Origin of the sequence: Paenibacillus sp. CCS19, from assembly GCF_033239625.1 — a bacterium.
GTDB lineage: Bacteria > Bacillota > Bacilli > Paenibacillales > Paenibacillaceae > Paenibacillus_T.
In genome coordinates this window covers 1-22000 of the sequence record NZ_BTCK01000002.1, presented here as the reverse complement: position 1 = coordinate 22000, position 22000 = coordinate 1, and the positions used below count along the sequence as shown (strand labels likewise).

Annotated in this window: 12 protein-coding genes; all 12 read right to left on the bottom strand. The window is 55.5% G+C overall.

Annotated elements, in window-relative coordinates; all coding sequences use genetic code 11:
* Positions 1-4: 4 nt before the first annotated feature.
* The gene (locus SBI19_RS02330) at positions 5-736 is read right to left on the bottom strand and encodes a glycosyltransferase family 2 protein (RefSeq protein ID WP_483312232.1); all 732 of its coding nucleotides are present in this window, start codon (positions 734-736) and stop codon (positions 5-7) included.
* 813 nt (positions 737-1549) lie between these two features.
* Entirely contained in the window at positions 1550-2647 is a 1098-nt protein-coding gene (locus SBI19_RS02325) for a glycosyl hydrolase family 18 protein (RefSeq protein ID WP_317964604.1), read from the bottom strand.
* 27 nt (positions 2648-2674) lie between these two features.
* Positions 2675-4438 carry a polysaccharide deacetylase family protein gene (locus SBI19_RS02320; RefSeq protein WP_317964603.1) on the bottom strand — a complete coding sequence of 588 codons (1764 nt, stop codon included), beginning with the start codon at positions 4436-4438 and terminating at the stop codon, positions 2675-2677.
* A gap of 15 nt (positions 4439-4453) precedes the next feature.
* Entirely contained in the window at positions 4454-6283 is a 1830-nt protein-coding gene (locus SBI19_RS02315; RefSeq protein ID WP_317964994.1) for a glycosyltransferase family 2 protein, read from the bottom strand.
* A 76-nt stretch (positions 6284-6359) separates the two neighbouring features.
* Positions 6360-7682: a nucleotide sugar dehydrogenase gene (locus tag SBI19_RS02310; RefSeq protein ID WP_317964602.1), complete on the bottom strand. Its 1323-nt coding sequence runs from the start codon at positions 7680-7682 to the stop codon at positions 6360-6362.
* Positions 7683-7702: 20 nt separating this feature from the next.
* A complete protein-coding gene (locus SBI19_RS02305) occupies positions 7703-9157 on the bottom strand; it encodes a polysaccharide deacetylase family protein (protein ID WP_317964601.1) in 1455 nt (484 codons plus the stop codon).
* Positions 9158-9180: 23 nt separating this feature from the next.
* The gene (locus SBI19_RS02300; RefSeq protein WP_317964600.1) at positions 9181-10644 is read right to left on the bottom strand and encodes a polysaccharide deacetylase family protein; all 1464 of its coding nucleotides are present in this window, start codon (positions 10642-10644) and stop codon (positions 9181-9183) included.
* 359 nt (positions 10645-11003) lie between these two features.
* Entirely contained in the window at positions 11004-18062 is a 7059-nt protein-coding gene (locus tag SBI19_RS02295) for a WIAG-tail domain (RefSeq protein WP_317964599.1), read from the bottom strand.
* Between the two features lie 275 nt (positions 18063-18337).
* Positions 18338-19507 carry a glycine oxidase ThiO gene (gene thiO / locus SBI19_RS02290; protein ID WP_317964598.1) on the bottom strand — a complete coding sequence of 390 codons (1170 nt, stop codon included), beginning with the start codon at positions 19505-19507 and terminating at the stop codon, positions 18338-18340.
* A complete protein-coding gene (locus SBI19_RS02285; protein WP_317964597.1) occupies positions 19507-20316 on the bottom strand; it encodes a thiazole synthase in 810 nt (269 codons plus the stop codon). Before SBI19_RS02285 ends, thiO begins: the two co-directional genes overlap by 1 nt.
* Complete coding sequence (thiE, locus tag SBI19_RS02280) at positions 20316-21188, bottom strand: thiamine phosphate synthase (RefSeq protein WP_317964596.1); 873 nt, start codon at positions 21186-21188, stop codon at positions 20316-20318. The genes SBI19_RS02285 and thiE overlap by 1 nt, the downstream gene beginning before the upstream one ends.
* Positions 21181-22000, bottom strand: an 820-nt coding sequence (locus tag SBI19_RS02275) for a ThiF family adenylyltransferase (RefSeq protein WP_317964595.1), incomplete at its 5' end; no start/stop codon positions are given. The genes SBI19_RS02275 and thiE, both read right to left, overlap by 8 nt.

The window sequence follows — 22000 nt, the reverse complement described above, 5'->3', positions numbered from 1 at the left end:
GGCCTCACCTCGCATAGTGCCTTTTTCTCGTTCGATCGACAAAGCCCAGCCGCTCATCGCCCCGGCTCAGCACCCATTCCAGCGCTTCCAGATGGTCGCCGACGATTACATGCTCGAGCGGCTTAACTCGCTCCCGCTCCGTTCGCGGCGGATTCAGCTTGCCGACGTTTACATGCTGGACGGCTTTCACGCACAGCCCTAGCTGAATGGCTTTGGCATGGGCAAGGGGCGGGACTGCGAGCGACTCTGCTCCGACAGCCATGAGCGCCTTGCGGCTGAGCGCATGCGGAACGGCGGTCATGGAGGTTCCATTCAAATCCGGCCGCTGCAGCATCGCATTCAACGCATGCTTCGCTAATACGACGCTGTGCACGATCGGCTTGGCAGTCGGCCCGGAATAATCATTCAGCGCCACGTCGACGCCTTCGCGAAGCACGCTATTAACGAATGGCCGCAGCCGCAGAGCGGGGATTACCATATCGCCATCGATGAATAGAAGCACATCGCCGCGTGCGGCTTCGGCTCCGACCGCGCGGCCGACATCATGACCGAGCGGCTCGGCATACTCGATCACACGAGCGCCTGCCCGCTTCGCAATAACGGAAGATCCATCTCTTGTTCCATTGGCAACAACGATTACTTCTGTCGACGGGTGGACCGCAAACGCCTCTCGAATGACGCGGCGTATCGTTCGACGTTCATTCATCACGGGGATAATGACCGATACGAGCGGCATCGATTCTGAGCGTTCTACATCGCCGGTCGGCCTTGCGCGGTACGTAGACGATGCAGGACGGCTCGACTTGCGGCCTGACTGTCCCTTGCGACGTACAATTCGGCTCCGTGCTCCTCCAGCGTCCGAAGACTGCGAGCTTCCCCCGACTCTGCCAGAACGAGACCGAATTCCGCTAATAAAGAATCGGTTCATACATTTGCCACCTCTTGAAGTGCGTGTTCAAAAAGTCGGGTTTTCGCCCGCCGAGAAGATTGCGAGAACCTGAATAGCGTTTGCTTACGAAGCAGTTATTTGCTCTCAGGCTGTAATACTTGAAGTATCGCAAATAACTTCAGGAGGAACGGAATGTTGGCAAAACCTACATGATACAAGGTTTCCAGCGGAAACCTGCATCGGAAGCATAAGCCCCGGACTCCGAAGGTGAACGCAAGCTTCGACGTCGAATAGGCTTCCTGAATGACTTCGTGATCAAAAGACGACTTTTTGAACAACCTCTTGAATGAATCGCTTGCGGTATATTGTATGTTGGTCAACCTACTTCGCAACGGCGTATGTACGTCAAGGCATTCGCGGTTCATTAATCCGCGCAGTTACAGGCGTGACGGGTATCTAGTTTTTCTCGCATCCAGTCTCGCACGCGCTCTGCACTCCGTCTGCTTAGCCCCCCAGTTCTCTATGAATCTACTGGGTGCAGATTGCTTGTCTCTCTTCCGATCCCTGACGACGGCATTCATAATTTCAGAGATTCGTACAAGCTATGCCTCAACGACAAAAAGACGAGCCCCTGATCGAGACTCGTCTTCTCCATGTTATTTATTTCTGCTGGAACGCAGAGATGAACTGGTTTGTACCGTCGCCTAATCCGCCTAACCGCCAGATCGCAACCTTATTGTGCCCGGCAAGTTTGGCAAGCTCAATCCACCAGCTTATGGTCTGCTCATCCGCGTACCAGACCGTGTGTTTAACGCCTTCGTCGTCTTTGTACTGGAATTTGAGACTGCCGCTCGATGCATCGCGCTGAGGAGGCTCCGCACTTCGTTTCGCGAGTTCAACTGCCTGAAGCTCCGTCACTCCTGTCGCGGTGCCTTTGCCGCCCGTCCAGTCGAATCCGCCTGTTGCAAACGCCAGATAAGGATCCCCAGGCAGATTAGAGAGCCGCGCTGCAAGCTTCCGAATGAATGACTTGTCCGCTTTGGGTCCTGGCTCGCTATGATTGCCATACAGGTTGTAGGCCATCATCACATAGGTCGGGCCGGATGGGAGCTTAAGCTTCTCCACTGGAGCCCGAGGCTCCAATACGACTCGGAGCGTCTTCCCCTGCGCCTTCAGCTTCGTATAAAGCTCAAAGACAAGCAGCGAGAAGCGTCCCCAATCGCGTTCGTCGATCTTCTCGTAATCCAGCTCCACGCCCCCAAAGCCGTACTGGTTGGCCGCGGCCATGATCTCGTTCACATGACGGCTTCGCTCATCACGCTCCGCTAACAGCCGGGAGACGAGATCGCTGTCCTTCTGGCTCTCATGTCCATCCTCGAACAGGATGTCATTGACGATCGTCAGGTCCATACGCATCGTCGGATTCGCCGCCGCTGCCTCACGAACAGCAGAGAGCTCCTTCTTGAATGAATCCGTAAACGTTAATCGGTCGGATTCATCGAAGTAGGCAGCGAACAGCTGCAAGCTGTCCAGCCCAGCCGCTGCCTCCTGCAAATCCCTTGCACCCTCTTGCCACTGCCAGTCGGCTAACCAGGCTGAGAGAGCGGCTTCTCCCGCCGGACCAGCCGATGGTGCCAGCGCTTTGTCTTGCCTGGCGGCATAAACGTTATACGCCATAACAGCGGATATCGCAACAATTGCCGCCGCCACCGCGTATATAACTCGAACTCGCAGCCTCTTTCTCCGCTCATTGTTCATGCCGAGTTCCCATCCTTCTCGTCCTGGTTAGAACGTTTCGATCGCCCAGTCGATCATACGGTTCCATGTACGCTGCGCTGTGCCCACCACGAACTCGATACCGGTCAGTCGATTGCTGTACAGCTTGTCCCCTGCGGAGCCGTCTGCGTTCAACTGCCGAACTTCAACATCATCGAACAAGGCGTCGTAGATGTCATCATTATCCTTCTGCTCGTGGTACATCGATTCCAGCGCAATGGAGCCCGATGCAAGCGAGCCATCGATCGTTTCGCCCGTCAGCAGCGATTCGCCGTCGACCTTCACGCCAAGTTTATCTCCCTGCAGCGACAGCTCCAGCTTTCTTGCTGACTTAATATTGACAGGGTATTGGGTTTCTTCCGTCAGATCAACCTCAGACATTTGCTGTGTCGTATAAGAGGTCGCCTTGTTCAGCGCCAGATCTTTATTCTTCCAATCGATCTCATCAAGCTGGATCTTAGCGATCTGTTCCACAGACTGCCCCGCCTTCTGCTCAACCAGCAGCTCATTATTGTCCAGCGTTACCAACACATAAGTGTCGCGCCCTTGGTCATAACGCAAATAGATCGACTGCTTGCCGACGACGTTGCCGTTCAATGTCGCTGAAACACGGATATCGCGATCCTTCTCGCTGCCTTGCAGCAGCAGCATGCCTGCCCCTCCTGCTTCCGAGGTGAGCGCAATCCGGTTGTCCCGGAACTCCGCAGCGCCGCTAACCAGCTTCCAGTCATTCGCCCGTTTCTTATCTCCTACGACGAACTGCAAGTTGTCATCCGTGTTCGCTTTAATACGCATGAGCAAATGATTCGTCTGCCAATAAGCCTGCGGCTGTACCCGCGTCAGATCGTAAATGCTGTCCTTCTTGCCGTTGTATGCATCGCCTTCTCGATTGAAGTGAATCTTGAACAGTTCCTCGATATTGCTCTCGTTCACATTCGAGACGAGCCGGTTCATACCTTCGCCCAGCGTATTGGCATGCATGATCATGTACACATTCGGGACGAAGCCCAGACTCGACGTGTAAATCTTCTTCATCTGCTCATAATCAGCGTTGATCCGCTGCTCCATCTCCTGGCGATTCTCCGTCGGGATCATGTCGCTGTCCCTAATGAAATCCATTAGATAATGGTTATAGTAATCGATCTTCAGCTTATTGCGCAGTTCGCTCTCATCCTTAACGCCAATGAAGTTGCCTTCGCTGTCTACAACGTTAATGTATGCCAGGCGATAGCCGTTGCTGCCCAGCTCCCAGTAGCCCGATTTCTGCATCTTCTTCAGGTCGGAAGGCTGAAGAAATTTACGTTCGCTGTTGCCCATCTTATTCGCATAAGTCATCACGGTAGCCCGGTAGTTATAACGTTCCAGATAAGGCTCCGCGAACAACGCCGAATCGTTGCGTCCATCCTCGAAGGAGAGGAATAACGCCTTGTCCGGCAGCTTGGTGCCGTTACGGTAATAATCAATGATATCCTGCTGCGAAATCGTCACATAGCCTTGATCGTACAGTGCCTTCAATTGCTCGTTCAACTGGCTCTTCGCTATCAATTTCGGTGTGCCGGATCGGCTGACGCCGAAGTAGGATACCGCTATAAATCCTTTATCGCTCGTCCATGCCGACCGGTCTGGCTCAATGTGAGGGTCCGTTCCCGCCAATGCCTCGAAGAGAACATAGATAAGAGCGAGGACGATCACAATCTGTACGCCGGTCTTGAACCGCTTGAAGCGGTCCTTCTTCCGGTAATCGAGGGCGGCGTTTCGTTTCCATAATCCCATTGTTGCCACTCCTGTCTACAACGGCAATTCTTTTTGATGTTTCTTTCTCCGCTTGCGGGCTTCCTTCTTGTTCTTGGCTTCGATATCCTGCGGCGTCTCGCGCGTTCCCCAAGTCGATTTCCAGAACGTGACCCAAGCAACGGGCATCTGCCACAACAGCACGAACTCGTAGAACACGCAGAAGACAAGACCGAATATCCATAACCGGCTTCTCCGGAAGAACAGATGGGCAAGACTCATCAACATCGCCATCATGAATAATCCGATCAAGAACGTGCCCGGGAAAATATGATGCACGATCGGCACATACAGAAGGTTGTACACTACGATGACTGGCGCCGCGATCGGTACGATTAAACCGACAATGAAGAACAACGCCATGAACGGCTCCTTCCGCCAAATAAACGCGCACGCACGCAGCGATTCCCGCAGCCATGAACGCTTCCAGCGCATCTGCTGCTTCAGGAACACATCCATCCGCGATGGCACGATCGTCGAGCAGATGGCGGAATCCTGATAACCGGTTCGATGCGTCTTCAGAATAAAGTTGGTCATGCTTCGATCGTCGCCGAACGTCGCGGGTTGTCCAAGAAATTTCTGCGTCAGCCACGCTTCCGTATGTTTCTCGATCAGCTCCTTGCGGTAGCAGGAGAGCGGACCGGACAAGCAGGTAACGCTGTCAAACCACGACTCTGCCGCCTTCATAATCCGGAAGGCTATATAGTAGCGAACCGTCTGCAGCTTCGTGATCGAATTCGTAAATTTGTTCTCCACATCCGTCCGTCCCGCAACGCCGCCCATCTTCGGATCCTGAAACGGTTGAACGAGATGCCGGATCGCCATCGGTTCGAGGAAGCTGTCCGAGTCGACGAATACGACAAGATCATGCTTCGCCATCCTGACCCCTTGCACGAGTGCCTCGCGTTTCCCGCCGTTCGTCGGCAGAACGTACATCTGGACACGTTCGCGGGTTGCAAACCGTTCTGCTTCCCGATGGACCATATCAATCACTTTCTGTATCTGTTCGACACTTCGGTCCGTCGAACAATCATCCACGACGATGACCTCGAGCTTATCGATCGGATAATCCTGATTGACGCAGCTCAGTATCGTCCGATGAATCCACTGCTCTTCGTTGAAGCATGGGATGATAACCGACACGCCAGGCGTATAGTCCGGATTGATGGGCACATCGCGATAGAGCGCGCCGAACAAATAACGGGACAGCAGGAAAGCGGCAGCGATCAAGCTGTACAAGTACAGCAGCGAATTATATTTGAAGTAGATAATGCTCTCCGCTCGAAGCAAAATGACAAACAGCGAGGCGAACAAGAGCATCGTGCTCGACAAATAAATCGAGAAGCCCCAGCGCTTGCGCTTCAAGTAAACGGTGAGCGGCCGATCGAATTCAAACGCCAGCATCGGGTATTCGACGCCGTCCCGTTCCCGAACGAACGATCGAACCGATGTCGCCGGCGTCTTCACTTTCGACTCGAAGCCCTCCGGCATCGTTCCCGGAGGAATCCGAAACCGCAGATTCACTCGCGTTTTATCATCGAGCAGCTTCGTACCCGGCTCGAGCTCTAACAACAGTCCCGTGGAGGAGATGTCGACCGCTCGCCCCTTGATTGCAACGGCCTTCTTCTTCTCGCCGATCGACACCGTCACTTCAAAGTCAGCCATATAGCGAAGGCTGAGCATCCGCATCCGATTCAGGTAGTCGGCATTCGTTTCTGTCTCGCTCTGCGCCTCGAGGCCCTGCCCCCTGCGGTCGACATTGCTTCTGATCAGATCCGGATCAGGCACATTGGATAAGGTTCGCCGATCCAGCCGGGGAACGCTCATCACTTCCTCGATCGGCTGCTTGCTTTTTCTTTTAATCACCGCACCGTCTCCAATCTCTCCCGGCTAACCGAGAGTTTTACAAACTCCAATAGTAATAATCCCGGCTCTCAAACGCTTTACGCGGGTAGACGCCTTTAATGTCGTACATGATTTTCGGTCCCTTAGCGGAATAGAGCGCGTCATAATCCTCGATGCTCATGGAAATGAATTCTTCATGAGGCACCGCCAATAGAATCACATCCAGCTCTTTCATGTCTGCCATATCGGTCAGCTCTATGCCATATTCCTCATAGGCTAGTTCAGCATTAGCGACCGGATCAGCGACCAGCGGAACAATCCCGTAATCGTTAAGTTCCCGAATCACATCCGTCACCTTCGTGTTACGAATATCGGACGTATTCTCTTTGTACGTAAGCCCGAACACGCCGATTCTCGCTTTATTCAAGTCCAATCCGCGCCGAACGAGCGTCTTGACGAGACTCTGCGCGACATATTTGCCCATTCCATCGTTAATATGTCTGCCCGCTAATATAATCCGCGACCGATAACCGGAGTCCTCTGCCTTATAGGTCAAATAATACGGATCGATGCCGATGCAATGCCCGCCAACAAGACCCGGATTAAAACGGAGAAAATTCCACTTGGTCGAAGCTGCCTCTAGAACCGCTTTCGTCTCGATCCCCATCTCATGGAATAACATGGACAGCTCGTTCATGAAGGCGATATTCACGTCGCGTTGCGCATTCTCGATCACCTTGGCCGCCTCTGCGACCCGGATACTGTCCGCCCGGTAAACGCCGGCTTCAATAATCAGCTCGTACATGTGCGCCACATAATCCAGCGTCTCTTCGTCCATGCCCGATACAATCTTGATCGTGTTCTCGAGCCGATGAACCTTATCTCCTGGATTGATCCGCTCCGGTGAATAGCCGACCTTAAAGTCTTGTCCGCAGCGCAGTCCGGATTCAGCTTCCAGAATAGGAACGCACACCTCTTCGGTCACGCCGGGATAAACCGTAGATTCGAAGACGACGACAGCACCCTTCCGCAGCTTCCGGCCGATCAGCTGGCTTGCGCTAGTGACATACTTCAGATCCGGTATGTTGCCGCTCTGTATGGGTGTCGGAACCGCCACAATGAAGAATCGGGCCTCTTCCAGAGCAGCCTCATCGGAAGTGAAACAAACGCCGCTGGAACGGATATCGTCATTCTCAAGCTCGCCCGTCAAATCTTCCCCGTTCCGATAGCTTTGAATCTTCCGTTCGTTCAGGTCAAAGCCTATTACATCAACCTGCTTAGCAAAAGCGACAGCAAGCGGCAGCCCAACGTAACCTAGGCCGACTACCGCAAGAGGCTCCGACCGCTCGATGATAGATTCGTACAGAGATGATAAGGTCATCGTCAATCCCCTGCTCTCATTTATGAATGCAATCCGATTAAATCAGCCATTGTAACAAATGAATAACCTTGTGCTTGCAGCTTCTCAATAACAGTAGGCAGCGCTTCGAGCGTATGAATATCGTCCAGCATATGAAGCAGGATAACGCTCCCGTTCTCGGTCTGCTTCATGATCGAGTTCACAATATCTGCCGCGCTGTGCTTCACATCCCAATCGAGCGCTGTAACATCATACAATGCGATATCCGGGTAACCAGCCGCAGCGATAGCCTTGGCCGTATGGTCATCGATCTCGCCTGTAGGCGGTCTGAACAACATCGTCGGCTTCTGCTGGATGGCTTCCATGATGACCTGATGGGCTTTAACCACATCGTTCTGCAGCTCTTCTGCCGATAGAGTCGTGACGACTGGATGCGAATAAGAGTGATTCGCCACATCATGGCCTTCTTCTATCATTGCTCGAGCTAGATTCGGATTCGCCTCCACGCCTTTTGCCCGTACAAAAAACGTAGCCTTGATCTTGTGATCGTTCAGAATATCCAGTATCTTCGTCACCGTATAATCGGTGCCCCAATCGTCAAAGGTAAGCGCGATCTCCTTCTTGTCCGTCTGCTGGTCGTAGATAAGACGATACTTCGCATTCTCGTAATCGGGATTCACTTGTACCGAATCATAGTCTGGCAGCTGTTCCAACGGCTTGCGCTCTCCTCCATGCGAGATGAGCTCATCCATCGGAATCAGCTTGTAACCGACCTCGTCAACTGCCTTTACGATCATCGGGATGGCCTCGATCGCCGAATCGAACTCCTCGGTATCGATCGTCAGAATGCCTCCGCGGGTTATATATTTGCGGATATATAAGTACTTGTCCCGTTCGCTCTCACCCTGCCAATTGTGAAGGAACAGGCTGTAGACGACGACTGCCTTCATGCCATCTTGCGCAGCGGCGAGCCGGAGGTCATCGCTGTAGTCGCCTGATTTGGTCCGAACATACTGCGGCTTAATCCCCGTCTCTCTCTCAATGATCTCATTGGCGAGATGAATCTCTCGATACACCCCCTCGTAAGAGAGCTGCTTCATGTCAGTCCGATCCAACGTGTTGTTCTCTATCTCGTGACCGCGTCTTGCGATCTCTTCGGCCAATTCCGGCTCTTCCGCAACGCGCATGCCAGGCAGAAAGAAAGTCGCCTTGACGCCGTGCTTGTCCAATTCATCCAATAGACGGGTCATCGTCTCTTCGTCAGCCATGCCGTTGAACGTAAGGGAGAGCTCCCGTCCTCCTGTGTATACGAACGGAATAACTTGGCTAGGCTCTCCTTCGTAACGCGTTACCTGCGTATTCGGATTAGTCTGCGAAGATCCCTCAAGCGAGTTCTCCTTCTCGCCCCAGCTGCAACCCGTCAGCCCTGCTGCCAACGCCACAATGATAAGCGGCTGCAACCACGTCTTCCCCTTGTTCCAAATGCGAGCATTCATGGCGTTGCTCCTATTCATACGTTCTAGTCGTTCTCTGCTCCTATTAAGTCCGTCATGGTGACGAACGTGTATCCTTGACGCTTTAGTTCCTTAACAACGGTTGGCAAGGCTTCTTCCGTATGAAGGCCATCGAGCATATGCAGCAGGATGATGCCTCCGCTATGTACCTCAGACAGCACGTCACTAACAATTTGATCGGCCGTACGTTCCTTCTTGTAATCCGAAGGATCAATATCAAATTGTGCAATGTCCGAGAAACCCGTCGCCGCAATCGCTTGTGCGGTCTTGTCATCGATGCTGCCGGTCGGAGGGCGAAACAACATCGCAGGCTTCTCCTGAATCGCCTCTTCGATAACATGGTGCGCTCGCAAAATATCCTTCTGAAGTGAATCGGCAGATTGATTCGTTGCTATTAGATGAGAGTATGTATGGTTAGCGACCTCGTGACCCTCATCGACAATGGCCTTCGCCAGATTCGGATTCTGCTCTACCCCATCCGCTCTTAGGAAGAATGTCGCCTTGATCTTCGATTGCGCCAGAATATCCAGTATGCTAGAAACCGTATAATCCGTTCCCCAATCGTCAAAAGTAAGAGCAACTATCTTCTGATTAGTAGAGACGTTATAGATTAGCCGATACTTCGAGCCCTCGTAGTTCGAATTAATCTTAATCGCATCATATCCAGGCAGCTGTTCAAGCGACTTGCGAACGGCCCCGTGCTCAGCCAGAACTTGGAGCGGTACGTAACGATAGCCGACCTCCTTCGCCGCTTCGGCGAGTATAGGTACAACTGACGATGCATCCTGAAGCTCTTCCGTGTCGATTTCAATAATGCCGCCTCTTGTGACATGCTTGCGAATATATTGAAGCTTCTGCTCTTCGCTTTCTCCTTGCCAATTGTGCAAATACAAGCTGGACCCGACAACCGCTTTCATCCCGTTCTGAGCCGCTGCCAGCTGCTCATTCTCGTTATATTGTTCTGATTTCTCGCGGACAAAGACTGGCGAGCGTCCTGTTTCCCGCTGAATGACATCGTTACCTAAGCGAATCTCTCTTTCTGTTTGCTCATAGTCCATGGAGGACAAATCAGCTTCATCCAGCGTGCCGTTCTCAACCTCATGTCCGCGATCCGCGATCTCTCTCGCAAGATCCGGCTCCTCCGCCACTCGCATGCCCGGAAGGAAGAATGTCGCTGTAAGCTCGTATTGATCCAAAGCGTCCAACAGCTTATGCATCGTCTCATCGTCAGCCATGCCGTCGAACGTCAGCGTCAGCTCCCGATCGGTCGTATAAACGAAAGGTAGTAATGGACTTGGTTTCCCGTCATATCGCACCGTCATTGTGTTATGCGGTCTCGAGTTAGCTGCACTCTCTTCTTCGTCACCGCTGTGCCCGAATAAGGTGCAGCCTGTCAAACCGACCAGCGTTATTGGAAGGAGCATCCAGAGTCTCATCTGGCAGAATATGTACCTCTGATCTTTCGACACACGTTTTCCCTCCATATTGCGATAAACACAACAATTACGTTAATTCTTATTAACCAAAAGCGCAATATCTCAAATAAGATTCTACAACCCTAGTTATTAATACCTATAGAATTATAGTACTCTAACCACCATATTGCTATCAAAAACAATAAATTGCAACTAATGTAAGAAAAACCGAGTGACATATTATGCAATACCTAACATTACCACAAAATTCGACATACACAATTCGACATATTCATTACAAAAGACCTACAAGGCATTCCGAATAGTCATCGCACCAATAAAAAAGGCTGCACAGCAACCAACATTGCTGTGCAGCCTTTTGTTGAATGAACGATTTAACGCTCTGTCTGCGATTACTGCTTTGCGCCTACTGCGATCCAGTTAATGAAGCCAATCGGCTCCATGCTGAAGCGGATGCGGGAAATCGTCACCAGAGCGAACTCTTCCGACTTGCCCTTCAGCGTTGCGATGCAGGCAGGGTGGTCGGTCATCGCCACGAACACATAGTTGCTATCCTGGAACGCCTCCTCGAAGGAGATGATGACCTCGCAGGTTTCCTCTTGACCTGTGAAGGCAAAGGAAGTCAATCCGCATTGCTGGAATTTCAGCTTCGCTGCTGCCGGCGTGGTGATCGGCGTGAAGGTCAGGTTGTTCTCAGCCACTGCGTTATCCGCGAGTTCCCGTGCGCCGATTGCTCCTTCCGCCAGATGGGCGCCTTCGACCGAGCCCGGCTGCAGATGCTTCGCCTCGATTGAGCCGTCGTTTACGCCCGGTTTGCCGATCAGGCGCACGACATCGGCGGACAGCTTGCTAACGCCTACGCTGCCATCGGCAATCGCTTCACTCGTAACTGCGCCGACCGTCAGGTGGTTTGCGCTTACGCTCGCATTCGCCAGCTTATCGCCATCGATTACGCCCGGCGTCAGATGGTCCGACAGAATCGTGCCATATGCGATGTGAGAAGAACGCACAGCCAGATCCGCCAATTGATCCGAGCCTACTGCGCTGATACTAATTTTGCTCTCCGTTACGGCGCCGTCGGCCAACTGCTCGCTGCGAACCGATCCTCCGGCTAGCTTGCTGACCGTCACGGAGCCATCCGCCAGTTTCGCTGTTGTAACGACACCGTCCACCAACTGCATATTGCCTACCGACGACGTCGACAGCTTAGCTGCTGTTATCGAGCCGTCGACCAGCTTCACTGTCGTAACGGCATTATCTGTCAGCTTCGCTGCCGACACCGAGCCATCCACCAGCTGCACGTTGCCTACCGATGCGGCTGCCAGCTTCCCTGCTGTCACCGCTCCATCTGCAAGCTTAGATGCTGTGACAGCGCCATCCGTCAGTTTCGCGGATGATACGATGCCATCGATCAACTGCACGCTGCCTACCGACGCTGCCGTCAGCTTCTTGACTGTGACCGAACCGTCCGCAAGCTTCGCTCCTGTTACCGCGTTATCCGCCAGCTTCTCAGACGAGACTGAACCGTCGATCAGCTGGTCGTTCCCTACGGAGTCTGCCGTCAGCTTCTCGGCTGTGACCGAGCCGTCCGCAAGCTGTACGCCTGTTACGGCGCTATCGGCAAGCTTCTCAGACGAGACTGAACCGTCGATCAGCTGGTCGTTGCCTACCGACGCGTACGTCAGCTTGCCGACTGAGACCGAGCCTTCCGCAAGCTTCGCCGCCGTTACCGAGCCATCGGTCAGCTTCTCAGACGATACCGAGCCGTCGATCAGCTGGTCGTTGCCTACCGACGCGTACGTCAGCTTATCGAACGTTACCGAGCCTTCCGCAAGCTTCGATGCCGTTACCGCTCCATCGGTCAGCTTCTCGGACGATACCGAACCGTCGATCAGCTGATCTTTGCCTACCGAGCCTGCCGTCAGCTTATCGAAGGTTACCGAGCCTTCCGCAAGCTTCGCCGCTGTCACCGCTCCGTCGGTCAGCTTCTCAGACGATACCGAGCCGTCGATCAGTTGATCGTTGCCTACGGAATCCGCCGTCAGCTTATCGAAGGTTACCGAGCCTTCCGCAAGCTTCGCTGCCGTTACCGCTCCATCGGTCAGCTTCTCAGACGATACCGAGCCGTCGATCAGTTGGTCGTTGCCTACGGATTCTGCCGTCAGCTTCTCGAAGGTTACCGCTCCATCCGCAAGCTTCCCTGCCGTTACCGCTCCATCCGTTAACTTCTCAGACGATACCGAACCATCGATCAGTTGGTCGTTGCCTACGGATTCTGCCGTCAGCTTATCGAAGGTTACCGAGCCATCCGCAAGCTTCGCACCTGTCACCGCGCCGTCGACCAGCTTCGCTTCAGACACGATTCCATCGATCAGTTGCGCTTCGCCTACCGAGCCTGCCGTCAGCTTATCGGCCGTGACGGAACCTTCGGCCAGCTTCGCTGCCGTTACTGCTCCGTCGGTCAACTTCGCTTCAGACACGGTGCCATCAATCAGTTGCGCTTCGCCTACCGAGCCTGCCGTCAGCTTATCGACTGTGATGGAATCATCGGCCAGCTTCGCACCTGTCACGGCACCGTCGACCAGCTTCGCTTCAGATACGATTCCATCGATCAGCTGCGTTTTGCCTACCGAACCATCCGCGAGCTTATCGACTGTGACGCAGCCATCGGCCAGCTTCGCACCTGTCACGGCGCCATCCGTCAGCTTCTCAGACGATACGGCACCGTCGATCAGCTGTACTTCGCCTACCGATGCAGCCGTCAGCTTCGCCGCTGTCACCGAGCCATCGGCCAGCTTCGCTGACGTGACGCTGCCATCCGTCAGCTTCGCTGTCGTTACGACGCCATCGATCAGTTGCACCTCGCCTACCGATGCGGCCGTCAGCTTCTCTATCGACCCGGAGCTGTCTGCCAGCTTCGTCGACGTGACGCTGCCATCGGTCAGCTTGGATGCCGATACGACGCCGTCCGCTAGCTGAAGGCGGCCCACAGATGCTGCTGCAAGCTTCGATGCCGTGACGGAGCCAGGTGCCAACTTCACAGCTGTTACGGCACCCTCGGCCAACTTATCCGCGGATACTGCGCCGTCCACCAGATGCATTTCGCCTACGGATGCGAACGACAGCTTCGCTGCAGTCACGGATTCGTCTGCCAGCTTATCTGTCGTAACCGCACCATCAACCAGCTGCACTTCGCCTACCGACGCAGCCGTTAGCTTCTCGGCTGTTACCGAACCGTCTGCAAGCTTCGTTACCGTAACCGATCCGTTCGTCAGCTTGGAAGCCGACACGACGCCATCTGCAAGTTGCATGTTGCCGACCGAAGCCGACGCCAGCTTCGACGCTGTCACCGCGCCGTCTGCCAGCTTCGACTCCGTCACGGATCCCTCCGTCAACTTCTCTGCCGATACGGCGTTATCCGCAAGCTTGAACAGACTCACGGAGCCATTCTGCAGCTTGGATTCCGATACCGACTCGTCTGTCAGATGAACATTGTAGACCGATGCTTCCGTCAGCTTCGCCGCTGACACCGAACCATCCGCCAGCTTGGCGTCCGTAACGATGCCGTTTACGAGATGATGGCCTAGAATCGATGCCTCCGCAAGCTTCGAGGCGATGACCGATCCATCGACGAGCTTCGCAGTCGTCACCGAATGCTCGGCGAGCTTCTCTTCGGTAACCGCACCTTCTACAAGCTTCGATTCCGTCACAATGCCATCCGCAAGATGGATGCTCTTAACCGCCGCGTAGTCCAGCTTCTCCGCTGTCACCGCACCGTCTGCCAGCTTGCCGTACGTGACGGATCCCGTCGCCAGCTCACCTGTGCCAACCGAAGCGGCAGCAAGGTGAATGCCGAGTACCGCGCCTGGTGCCAGCTTCGCACTAGTAACGCTGCATTCCATCAGGTTATTGGAATCGACGGAACCGTCTGCCAGCTTCGTTCCCACAATCGATCCATCTACCAAATGATCCGTTCCAACGGCACCATGTGCCAGTTTCGAGCCAGTAACCGCCCCTTCGGCCAGCTTCCGCTCACTGACGACTTGATCCTGCAGCTGCAGGCCGCTTACTGCATGCTTAGCAAGATGCTGTTCCTCTACCGAAGCATTCGCCAGCTTCTCGCTTGTTACCGCGCCTGCTGCAAGCAGCGCGGAATCGACCGAGGACGGCTGAACGAATTTCGAAGCGTCCAACAAGCCGCTCAGCTTGCTCAGCGACACCGAGCCGTCTGCCAGCTGCTCCGCACCTACGCTGCCGGCAATGAGATGCGCGCTGTGAATGCTGTCTTCGGCGATCAGTCCGCCCGTAACCGTACCGGGCTTCAGCTTGCTGCCGTGCAGACTGCCCTCCGGCGCTTTATCGAAGGACAAAGCGTCGCCAGCCAGATGGGCGAGCGTGACGGAGCCTTTGCGCAGATGATAGCCTTGAATCGATTCGGCCTTAAGATGTTTGCCCGATACCGATTCCAGCATCAGATGCTCCCCGCTTACGGAGCTTGGCGCGATTTTGTCGCTGTTGACCGCGTCCTTCTGGAGCGCTTGACTGCTCACGGCGTAAGGAGCAAGATGCTCCGAACCGACCGCGCCTTGCGACAGGTGGATGCTGCGAACCGCACCTTCAGAAAGATGCTTCGCTTGCACTGCGCTGCTTGACAAGTGTACGGAATTAACTGCACCGTCTTTCAGATGAAGGGGTCCAACGCTGCCGCTCTGCAGATGACTCGCATTCACGCTCTCAGGCGACAGATGTGTCGTCTCAATTGCACCTGGCAGTACATGATCCGCGCCAACGCTGCCCGACGTCAAATGGATGCCGAATACGGTACGTTCCGCCAAATGTCTGCTTCTGACCGAATCCGTTGCTAGATGCTGCTCCGTCACCGCTTCTTCAGCAAGCTCGCGCGACGTGACGGCAGCCTCCGCCAACAGAGCCGAATCAATCGCGCCAGGTGCAACATGCTGGCTAGTCACCGCACGCTTCGCGAGCTGCTCGCTGCCGACCGACTCCTCTGCAAGATGCGTCTGGCGCACGGCGCCTTCCACCAAATGCGCGTAACTTACGCTGCCTTGAGCAAGCTTCTCGCTCGTTACGCTTTCGTTGCCGAGCTTGCTCGACGTCACCGCGTAATCCGTCAATTTATCCGTGGTGATCGATTCCGGGGATAACTTCAGCGAGTTAACGGCATAGTCGGCCAAATGATGCGCAAATACCGTACCGAAGCCGATATGACGCTCCGACACCGACTGCGACGCCAGCTTCGCCGATGTGATCGCGCCGTCCTTCACGGAATCGCTCTCCACGGACCATTCTGCCAGGTGGCGTGCTTCGATTGCACCCGGCGTAATATGTGACGAATCGATCGTTTCCTTCAGGATCGCTTCGCCGGTTACGGCACCTGCCGACAGGTGATAGGAGCGAATCGATTCCGGCGCAAGCTTGTCGAACGTAATGATCTCGTCTTTCAAATGGGATCGGTCAACAGCGCCTTCGGCCAGCTTCGCGCTGCTCACAACGCCGTCCGCAAGCTTGCTCTCCACTACCGAACCGTCTGCCAGTTGAGCTGTGCCAATTGCAGATAAGCCGATATTGTCCTGCTTAACCGATTGGAGCGCCAGCTTCTCATGAGTCACAACACCGTTCTGCAAATGCGCTGTGTCAATCGATGCCTTCTGCAGCGCCTTCGACGATACGGAGCCTTCCGTCAGGTGACGCTGCTCGATGCTGTTGTCGGACAACTTATCGGCCGAGACCGACGCGCGGCCAATATGCTTATGCTGAACGATCTCGTCGGCCAGCTTCGCCGATGTCACGCTGTAGTCGGCCAGCTTCGAGGAGGTAACCGCATGATCGGCCAGCTTGATCGTCGTGACCGCCTGCTCCGACAGCTTCGTCGACGTCAGCGATTCATCGGCGATGTGACTTCCTTGTACTTGAAGTGGTGCGATGTGTGCTCCGAGCACCGCTCCTGCCTGGAGATGCTCCGAGGAGACTGCTTCGGCGGCCAGTGCGGACGAGGTGACGGATCTGGATGCCAGCTCCCGCGCGCCTACTGCTCCTTCGGTCAGATGTTCTGCGGCGATTTCTCCCGGAGCCAAGTGCTTTCCCTGAATGATGCCCATCGCTACATGCTCGGCGAGCAGCAATCCCTGCTTCAGGTGGGTCGAGTCTATCGCAGCCTCTGCAATTTTCTCTCCTGTCACGGCACCATTACGGATCTTCGACTTCGTGACCGAACTTTCAGCAAGCTTTGAATTGTTGACAGCTTCGTTCGCTATGCTCTCCGTACGAACGGCACCGCTTCTCAGTTTAGACGATGTAATGGACTGCTCCTCCAACAGTTCGCCTGTGAGAGAGAAAGGCTTCAGATGCTTCGCATCGATCGAGCCTTCCGCAATTTTGTCCGAGCTAATGACGCGATCCGCCAGCTTCTCGCCGGTAATGCTGCTGTCACGAAGCTTATCGCCCGTGATGGATCGGTCACGAATTTTCTGACCGGAGATCGCATTTTTCGCCAGATGCTCGCCCGTAATGACTTCTTGCCCGAGCTTAGCGGATGTAATCGCACCGTCAGCGATTTTGATGGAATCGACCGCGTAGTCCGCGATCGAATCGGTTATAACCGCTCCGCTGTGAAGCTTCGTGCTGTCGACTGCCCCGTTTGCGATTTTATCCTTTACAACGGAGCCGTCAGCCAAATCGTCCGAATATACGATCGGCTCCAGCTTCTCCGGCAGACGTTTCTCTTCCAGCTTCGCAAGCCTCTCCGCTCGAGTCAGCTCCTCCGTCACGACGGCTTCTTCCTGGACTGCAAGGACAACCTCGTTCGTCTGCAGGCTGGCCGCAGCTGCCGTGTTGTCGGCCGGCACGAACACGACGATACCCGCGTTAGCTGCTGCCGCCGCAGGATTCAACGCTTCTACAGAATCAGCGGACGGCGAGCTTTCTTGAGCAGTCAGCTCTTCATCCGCTTGTTCTTCTGCCGCGTCGAACTCGCTCGGCAGCGGTACCGCTCCCTGCTCGTATTGCTCGTTCTGCTCCGATGGCGCAGTCGATGAATCCGCCGCTTTCACTTCATTGTCTGCTTGTTGGCTTCGAAGGACAGATGCTGTCTTCGATGTTGGTATAAGCGACAACGCCGAACGCGGCAGCGTGCTTTTCTTCAAGGGAACACCGGGCTTGCTCACAGGCGCTGACTGCAGAGCCGCGGCGCTCGAATGAAGCGTCACTTGGGGATCCTGCGATGCCGATGGTTGCGGGGCCGCAGCTTGCGGGGCCGGTTCAACAGCCGACGATTGCGAAGCGGCAGGGATCGGTTTGTTCTGACCGGACGTACCGGCCGGCTTTTTCTTCACCTCATCCAGCCAGCTAAGCTCGGACGTCGTATTCGGGTTATCCACATAGAAAAACGGCTTTTGCCCTTTCGTGCTTTTCCCTTTCTTGTTTTTCATCATAGCCCTCTCCTTCATCCACCTAAGATGTCATAGGCAATATATGCGTTCACCCATAGGCGCGCGACACAATGAGAAAACCTTTATCGGCGGCATTCTAAGTTGAGCGATCTACAGCTTTGCGGTGCAAAGCGGCTTCGGAAGCATGAGGCAGGGCTTATCACCAATAAGAATTTGTATATAATCGAGAGATTCGAAAGCTTATTCATGCATATCAGGTAACAAAAAGGCTGCGAATTCGATTCCATCGAATTCGCAGCCTCCCGGTTTCTATTAAGTTACACTTCCAGCGCCACCAGCTCTTGCGCATGCGGACGACTCGACGCAGCCGTGCTGCTGAATCGTTCCGGCCGGCAGTCGCTGATATCGATCTCGGTATTCGCGCCGTCCAACAAATCCGCCACGAGGAACGCCGTTCCCGGGCTAAGCAGAATGCCGTTCCGGTAATGCCCTGTCGCTGCCACGATATCCGCTCTGCCATTTGGAATGCCGATCAATGGTCTGCCGTCTCGCGTTGCAGGACGCAGCCCCGCCCAGCGCTTCACCGTCGGCTTACCGGCAAGGAACGGGAAAGAGCGGTCGGTTGCCCGGATGAGTCGTTCAATGCCGCGCTCCGTTACAGTCGTATCGAAGCCTGCCACATCCTCCGAGGCACCGCATACGATCGTTCCGTTGCCTTTGCCAACCCAATAAGCTTGACTGGTGAACACCATGTGCTTCACTTCGGAAGGCGCCGATTCGAATGCGCAAATCTGACCGCGAATCGGATGCACCTCCGGCGAGAAACCAAGCGTATTGGCATACGCGCCTGACCAAGCACCTGCGCAAATAACGAGGCGATCTCCCTCGTATCGCTCGCCTGATACCGTCGTGACAGCGACTCCTGCTTCGGTGCCGCTGTGCACGGCAGCGATAGGACCGGCATAGTCGACGAGGCGAACGCCAAGTCTGCGGCACGCTTCATGGAGCGCAACAACCAGCTTAGGCGCGTAGACATGGCTTTCTTCCGGGCAATGCAAGCCAGCGACCGCGCGCTCTGTCAGCCGCGGCTCCAGCTTGCGGAGCGCTGCGCCTTCGACGAGCTCGGCACGAGCGCCGCGCGCATTTTGCCACAGCAGTCTCGTCTGCATCGGCAGCACATCCGCTTCGTGGAAAGCAATGTTCAAGCTACCTGTCCGCATCAGCTCGACGTCCATGCCGGCTATCTGTTCAACCGCGGTCGTCCAGGCGTCATATTTGTTGAAGCTGTACAAGCATAAGTCGAAGAACGAATCCGGCTGTTCCGTATTCTCCGAGAACGGTGCAAGCATGCCGGCCGCAGCGCCGGATGCCTGGCCGCCGAACCGATCCGGCTCGACCACCGTTACCCGTTTGCCCCGCCGCGCCGCTTCGAACGCACATGACAGCCCGATAATACCGCCGCCAACGATCAGGACATGTTCACCCATTAGAGGGCTCCTTTCGCAGGGGAAGCGAACAGCGAATCCTCAGGGGCGCTGCTGGCAGACGCATAACGCTTCTTCGGAATGCGTCCTGCCAGATACGACAGGCGACCCGCTTCGATAGCCAGCTTCATTGCCCGCGCCATCGCAACCGGATCCTTCGCCTTCGCCACAGGCGAGTTGAGCAGAACAGCCGAAGCGCCAAGCTCCATCGCCTGCGCCGCATCCGACGCCGAACCGATACCGGCATCGACGATAATCGGCACGTTCGCTTCTTCTATAATCAATCCGAGATTGTAAGGATTCAAGATACCGAGGCCCGATCCGATCGGGGAGCCGCCCGGCATGACCGCCACTGCGCCTGCTTCCTCCAGCCTTTTGCACAGGATTGGATCATCCGACGTATAAGGCAGCACATCGAAGCCTTCCTTCGCGAGCTGCTCCGTTGCGCGAAGCGTTTCAATAGGATCGGAGAGAAGGGTGCGCGGATTGGCACTGATCTCGACCTTAATCCAACTGCCAAGTCCAGCCGCGCGCGCCAGCTTAGCGATGCGAACCGCTTCTTCGGCATTGTTCGCACCTGATGTATTCGGCAAGAACGTATAATGGCGGCCGCTCAGATGCTGAAGGACCGAATCATCCTCTACCTCTTCGAGGTTAACGCGCCGAACGGCGAACGTTACAACCTCTGCGCCGGAAGCCGTCAGCGCCTGCTGCAGCACATGCGGACTTGGGAACCGTCCCGTCCCCAGCAGCATTCGGGATTGCAGCTTAACCCCGGCGATTACGAGCGAATCTTGATCATTCATCATCATCAGCCTCCTCCTACAAAATGTACAAGCTCCACCGCAGCGCCCTCGCGAATCGGCGTACGGCTCCATTCCTCGCGAACGACGATCTCCCCGTCCAGCTCGACGACGATCCGGCGATCCTCCAGACGGTGCTGACAGATCAGCTCCCACACCGTGCGGGCGGTCGTTCGCTGGGCGACACCATTGACCGTGACTCCTGTTCCGGCAAAATCATGCGGCTGCGCTTGGCTGGCTGCAGCATTCAGCTTTGCCTTGAATGCGCGGCATACCGCCGCCGGATCGTCGGCCCCGACGATCTCGGATACGGCGCAGACGCGCGCTGCGCCGGCCGCGATGACCGTGTCGACGTTGCTAAGCGTAATGCCTCCGATCGCGACGAACGGGATGGCGATCTGCGCTGCCGCCTCCTGCACGTAGCTCGTCGTCACCGCTGCGCGGCCAGGCTTCGTTCCCGTCGGATAGACCGGTCCAACACCGATATAGTCGGCACCGCCTGCCTGCGCGGCCAGTCCCTGCTCGATGCTGTGCGTCGAGATGCCGATAATCCGGTCCGGACCGAGCAGCCGCCTTGCTTCTTCCAGCGACAAGTCGTCTTGACCGAGATGGACGCCGTCCGCCTCCGCCTCCAGCGCGATGTCGATGTAATCATTTATGATGAACGGCACGCCATAACGTCTCGTCAATTGGCGAAGCTTATGTGCGCACTCGCGAATATCCTGCTTCGATGCGGTTTTGTCCCGCAGCTGTACGATGTCTGCTCCGCCGATGAGCGCTTGTTCGATCACATCGACAATCGATCGTCCCGGATGATAATTCGCCCCTGTTATTACATATAGCTGAAAATCCAACTTCTTCTTCGATGCAGCATCAGCCAACGATACTCTCCCCTTCCCGATGCGGCTGCAGCATGGTCATGCACAGCCGAATTGCTTCTCCTGCGTCGCTTGTGCCTTGGACAAGCACGCGGCCGTCGGAGAACAGCACGAGCCGCCGGCCGTCCGGCAGCTCCGCCTTCGTCAAATACGGATTAACCGTAAGCGAACACCCTTGCTCCTCCAGCAAAGGACGAATGGCATCCAGCGCAATCGCCTCTCCCAGCGTTACTTGCACCGAATCGCGTCCGCACAGGACGGCTGCCTCAATCGCGGGCTTGTCATCCTGACGACGACGATCCGCACCGGACTGCGCCTCTGTGCCGCAGCACTCGCAATGACGGCTCCCGCCCGGCAGCTTCAGTTCTCTTACGCGGAATGTCCAAATATCCGCCGTCACCCATGTGCCTCGCATCGCTGCGCGATTGCCGCTCAACCACTTGAGCGCTTCAGCGGCTTGAAGCGCGGCGACGAACTCGACAGCAGGCGAAATGACGCCTACTGTATCGCATGTATCGGCGCCATCGTCAGCCGCGCTGTCGCCGATCAAACACCGAAGGCAGGCGGTCCGGCCAGGGATGAGCGCGGCGCTCATCCCTTCGGAGGCCGTGACGCCGCCGTAGATGAGCGGGATGCCGAGGCGGAAGCATGCATCGCTGAGCGCTAAGCGCGTCGCCGCATTGTCGGTGCCGTCGAGCACCAGATCGATGCCGTCCAGCAGCGGACCGAGCGCCCGTTTGCTGACATCGACCACATGCGCCTCAATGCGGACGCCGCCATTCATTCGCTTCAGCTTGCGACCGGCAGCGACCGCC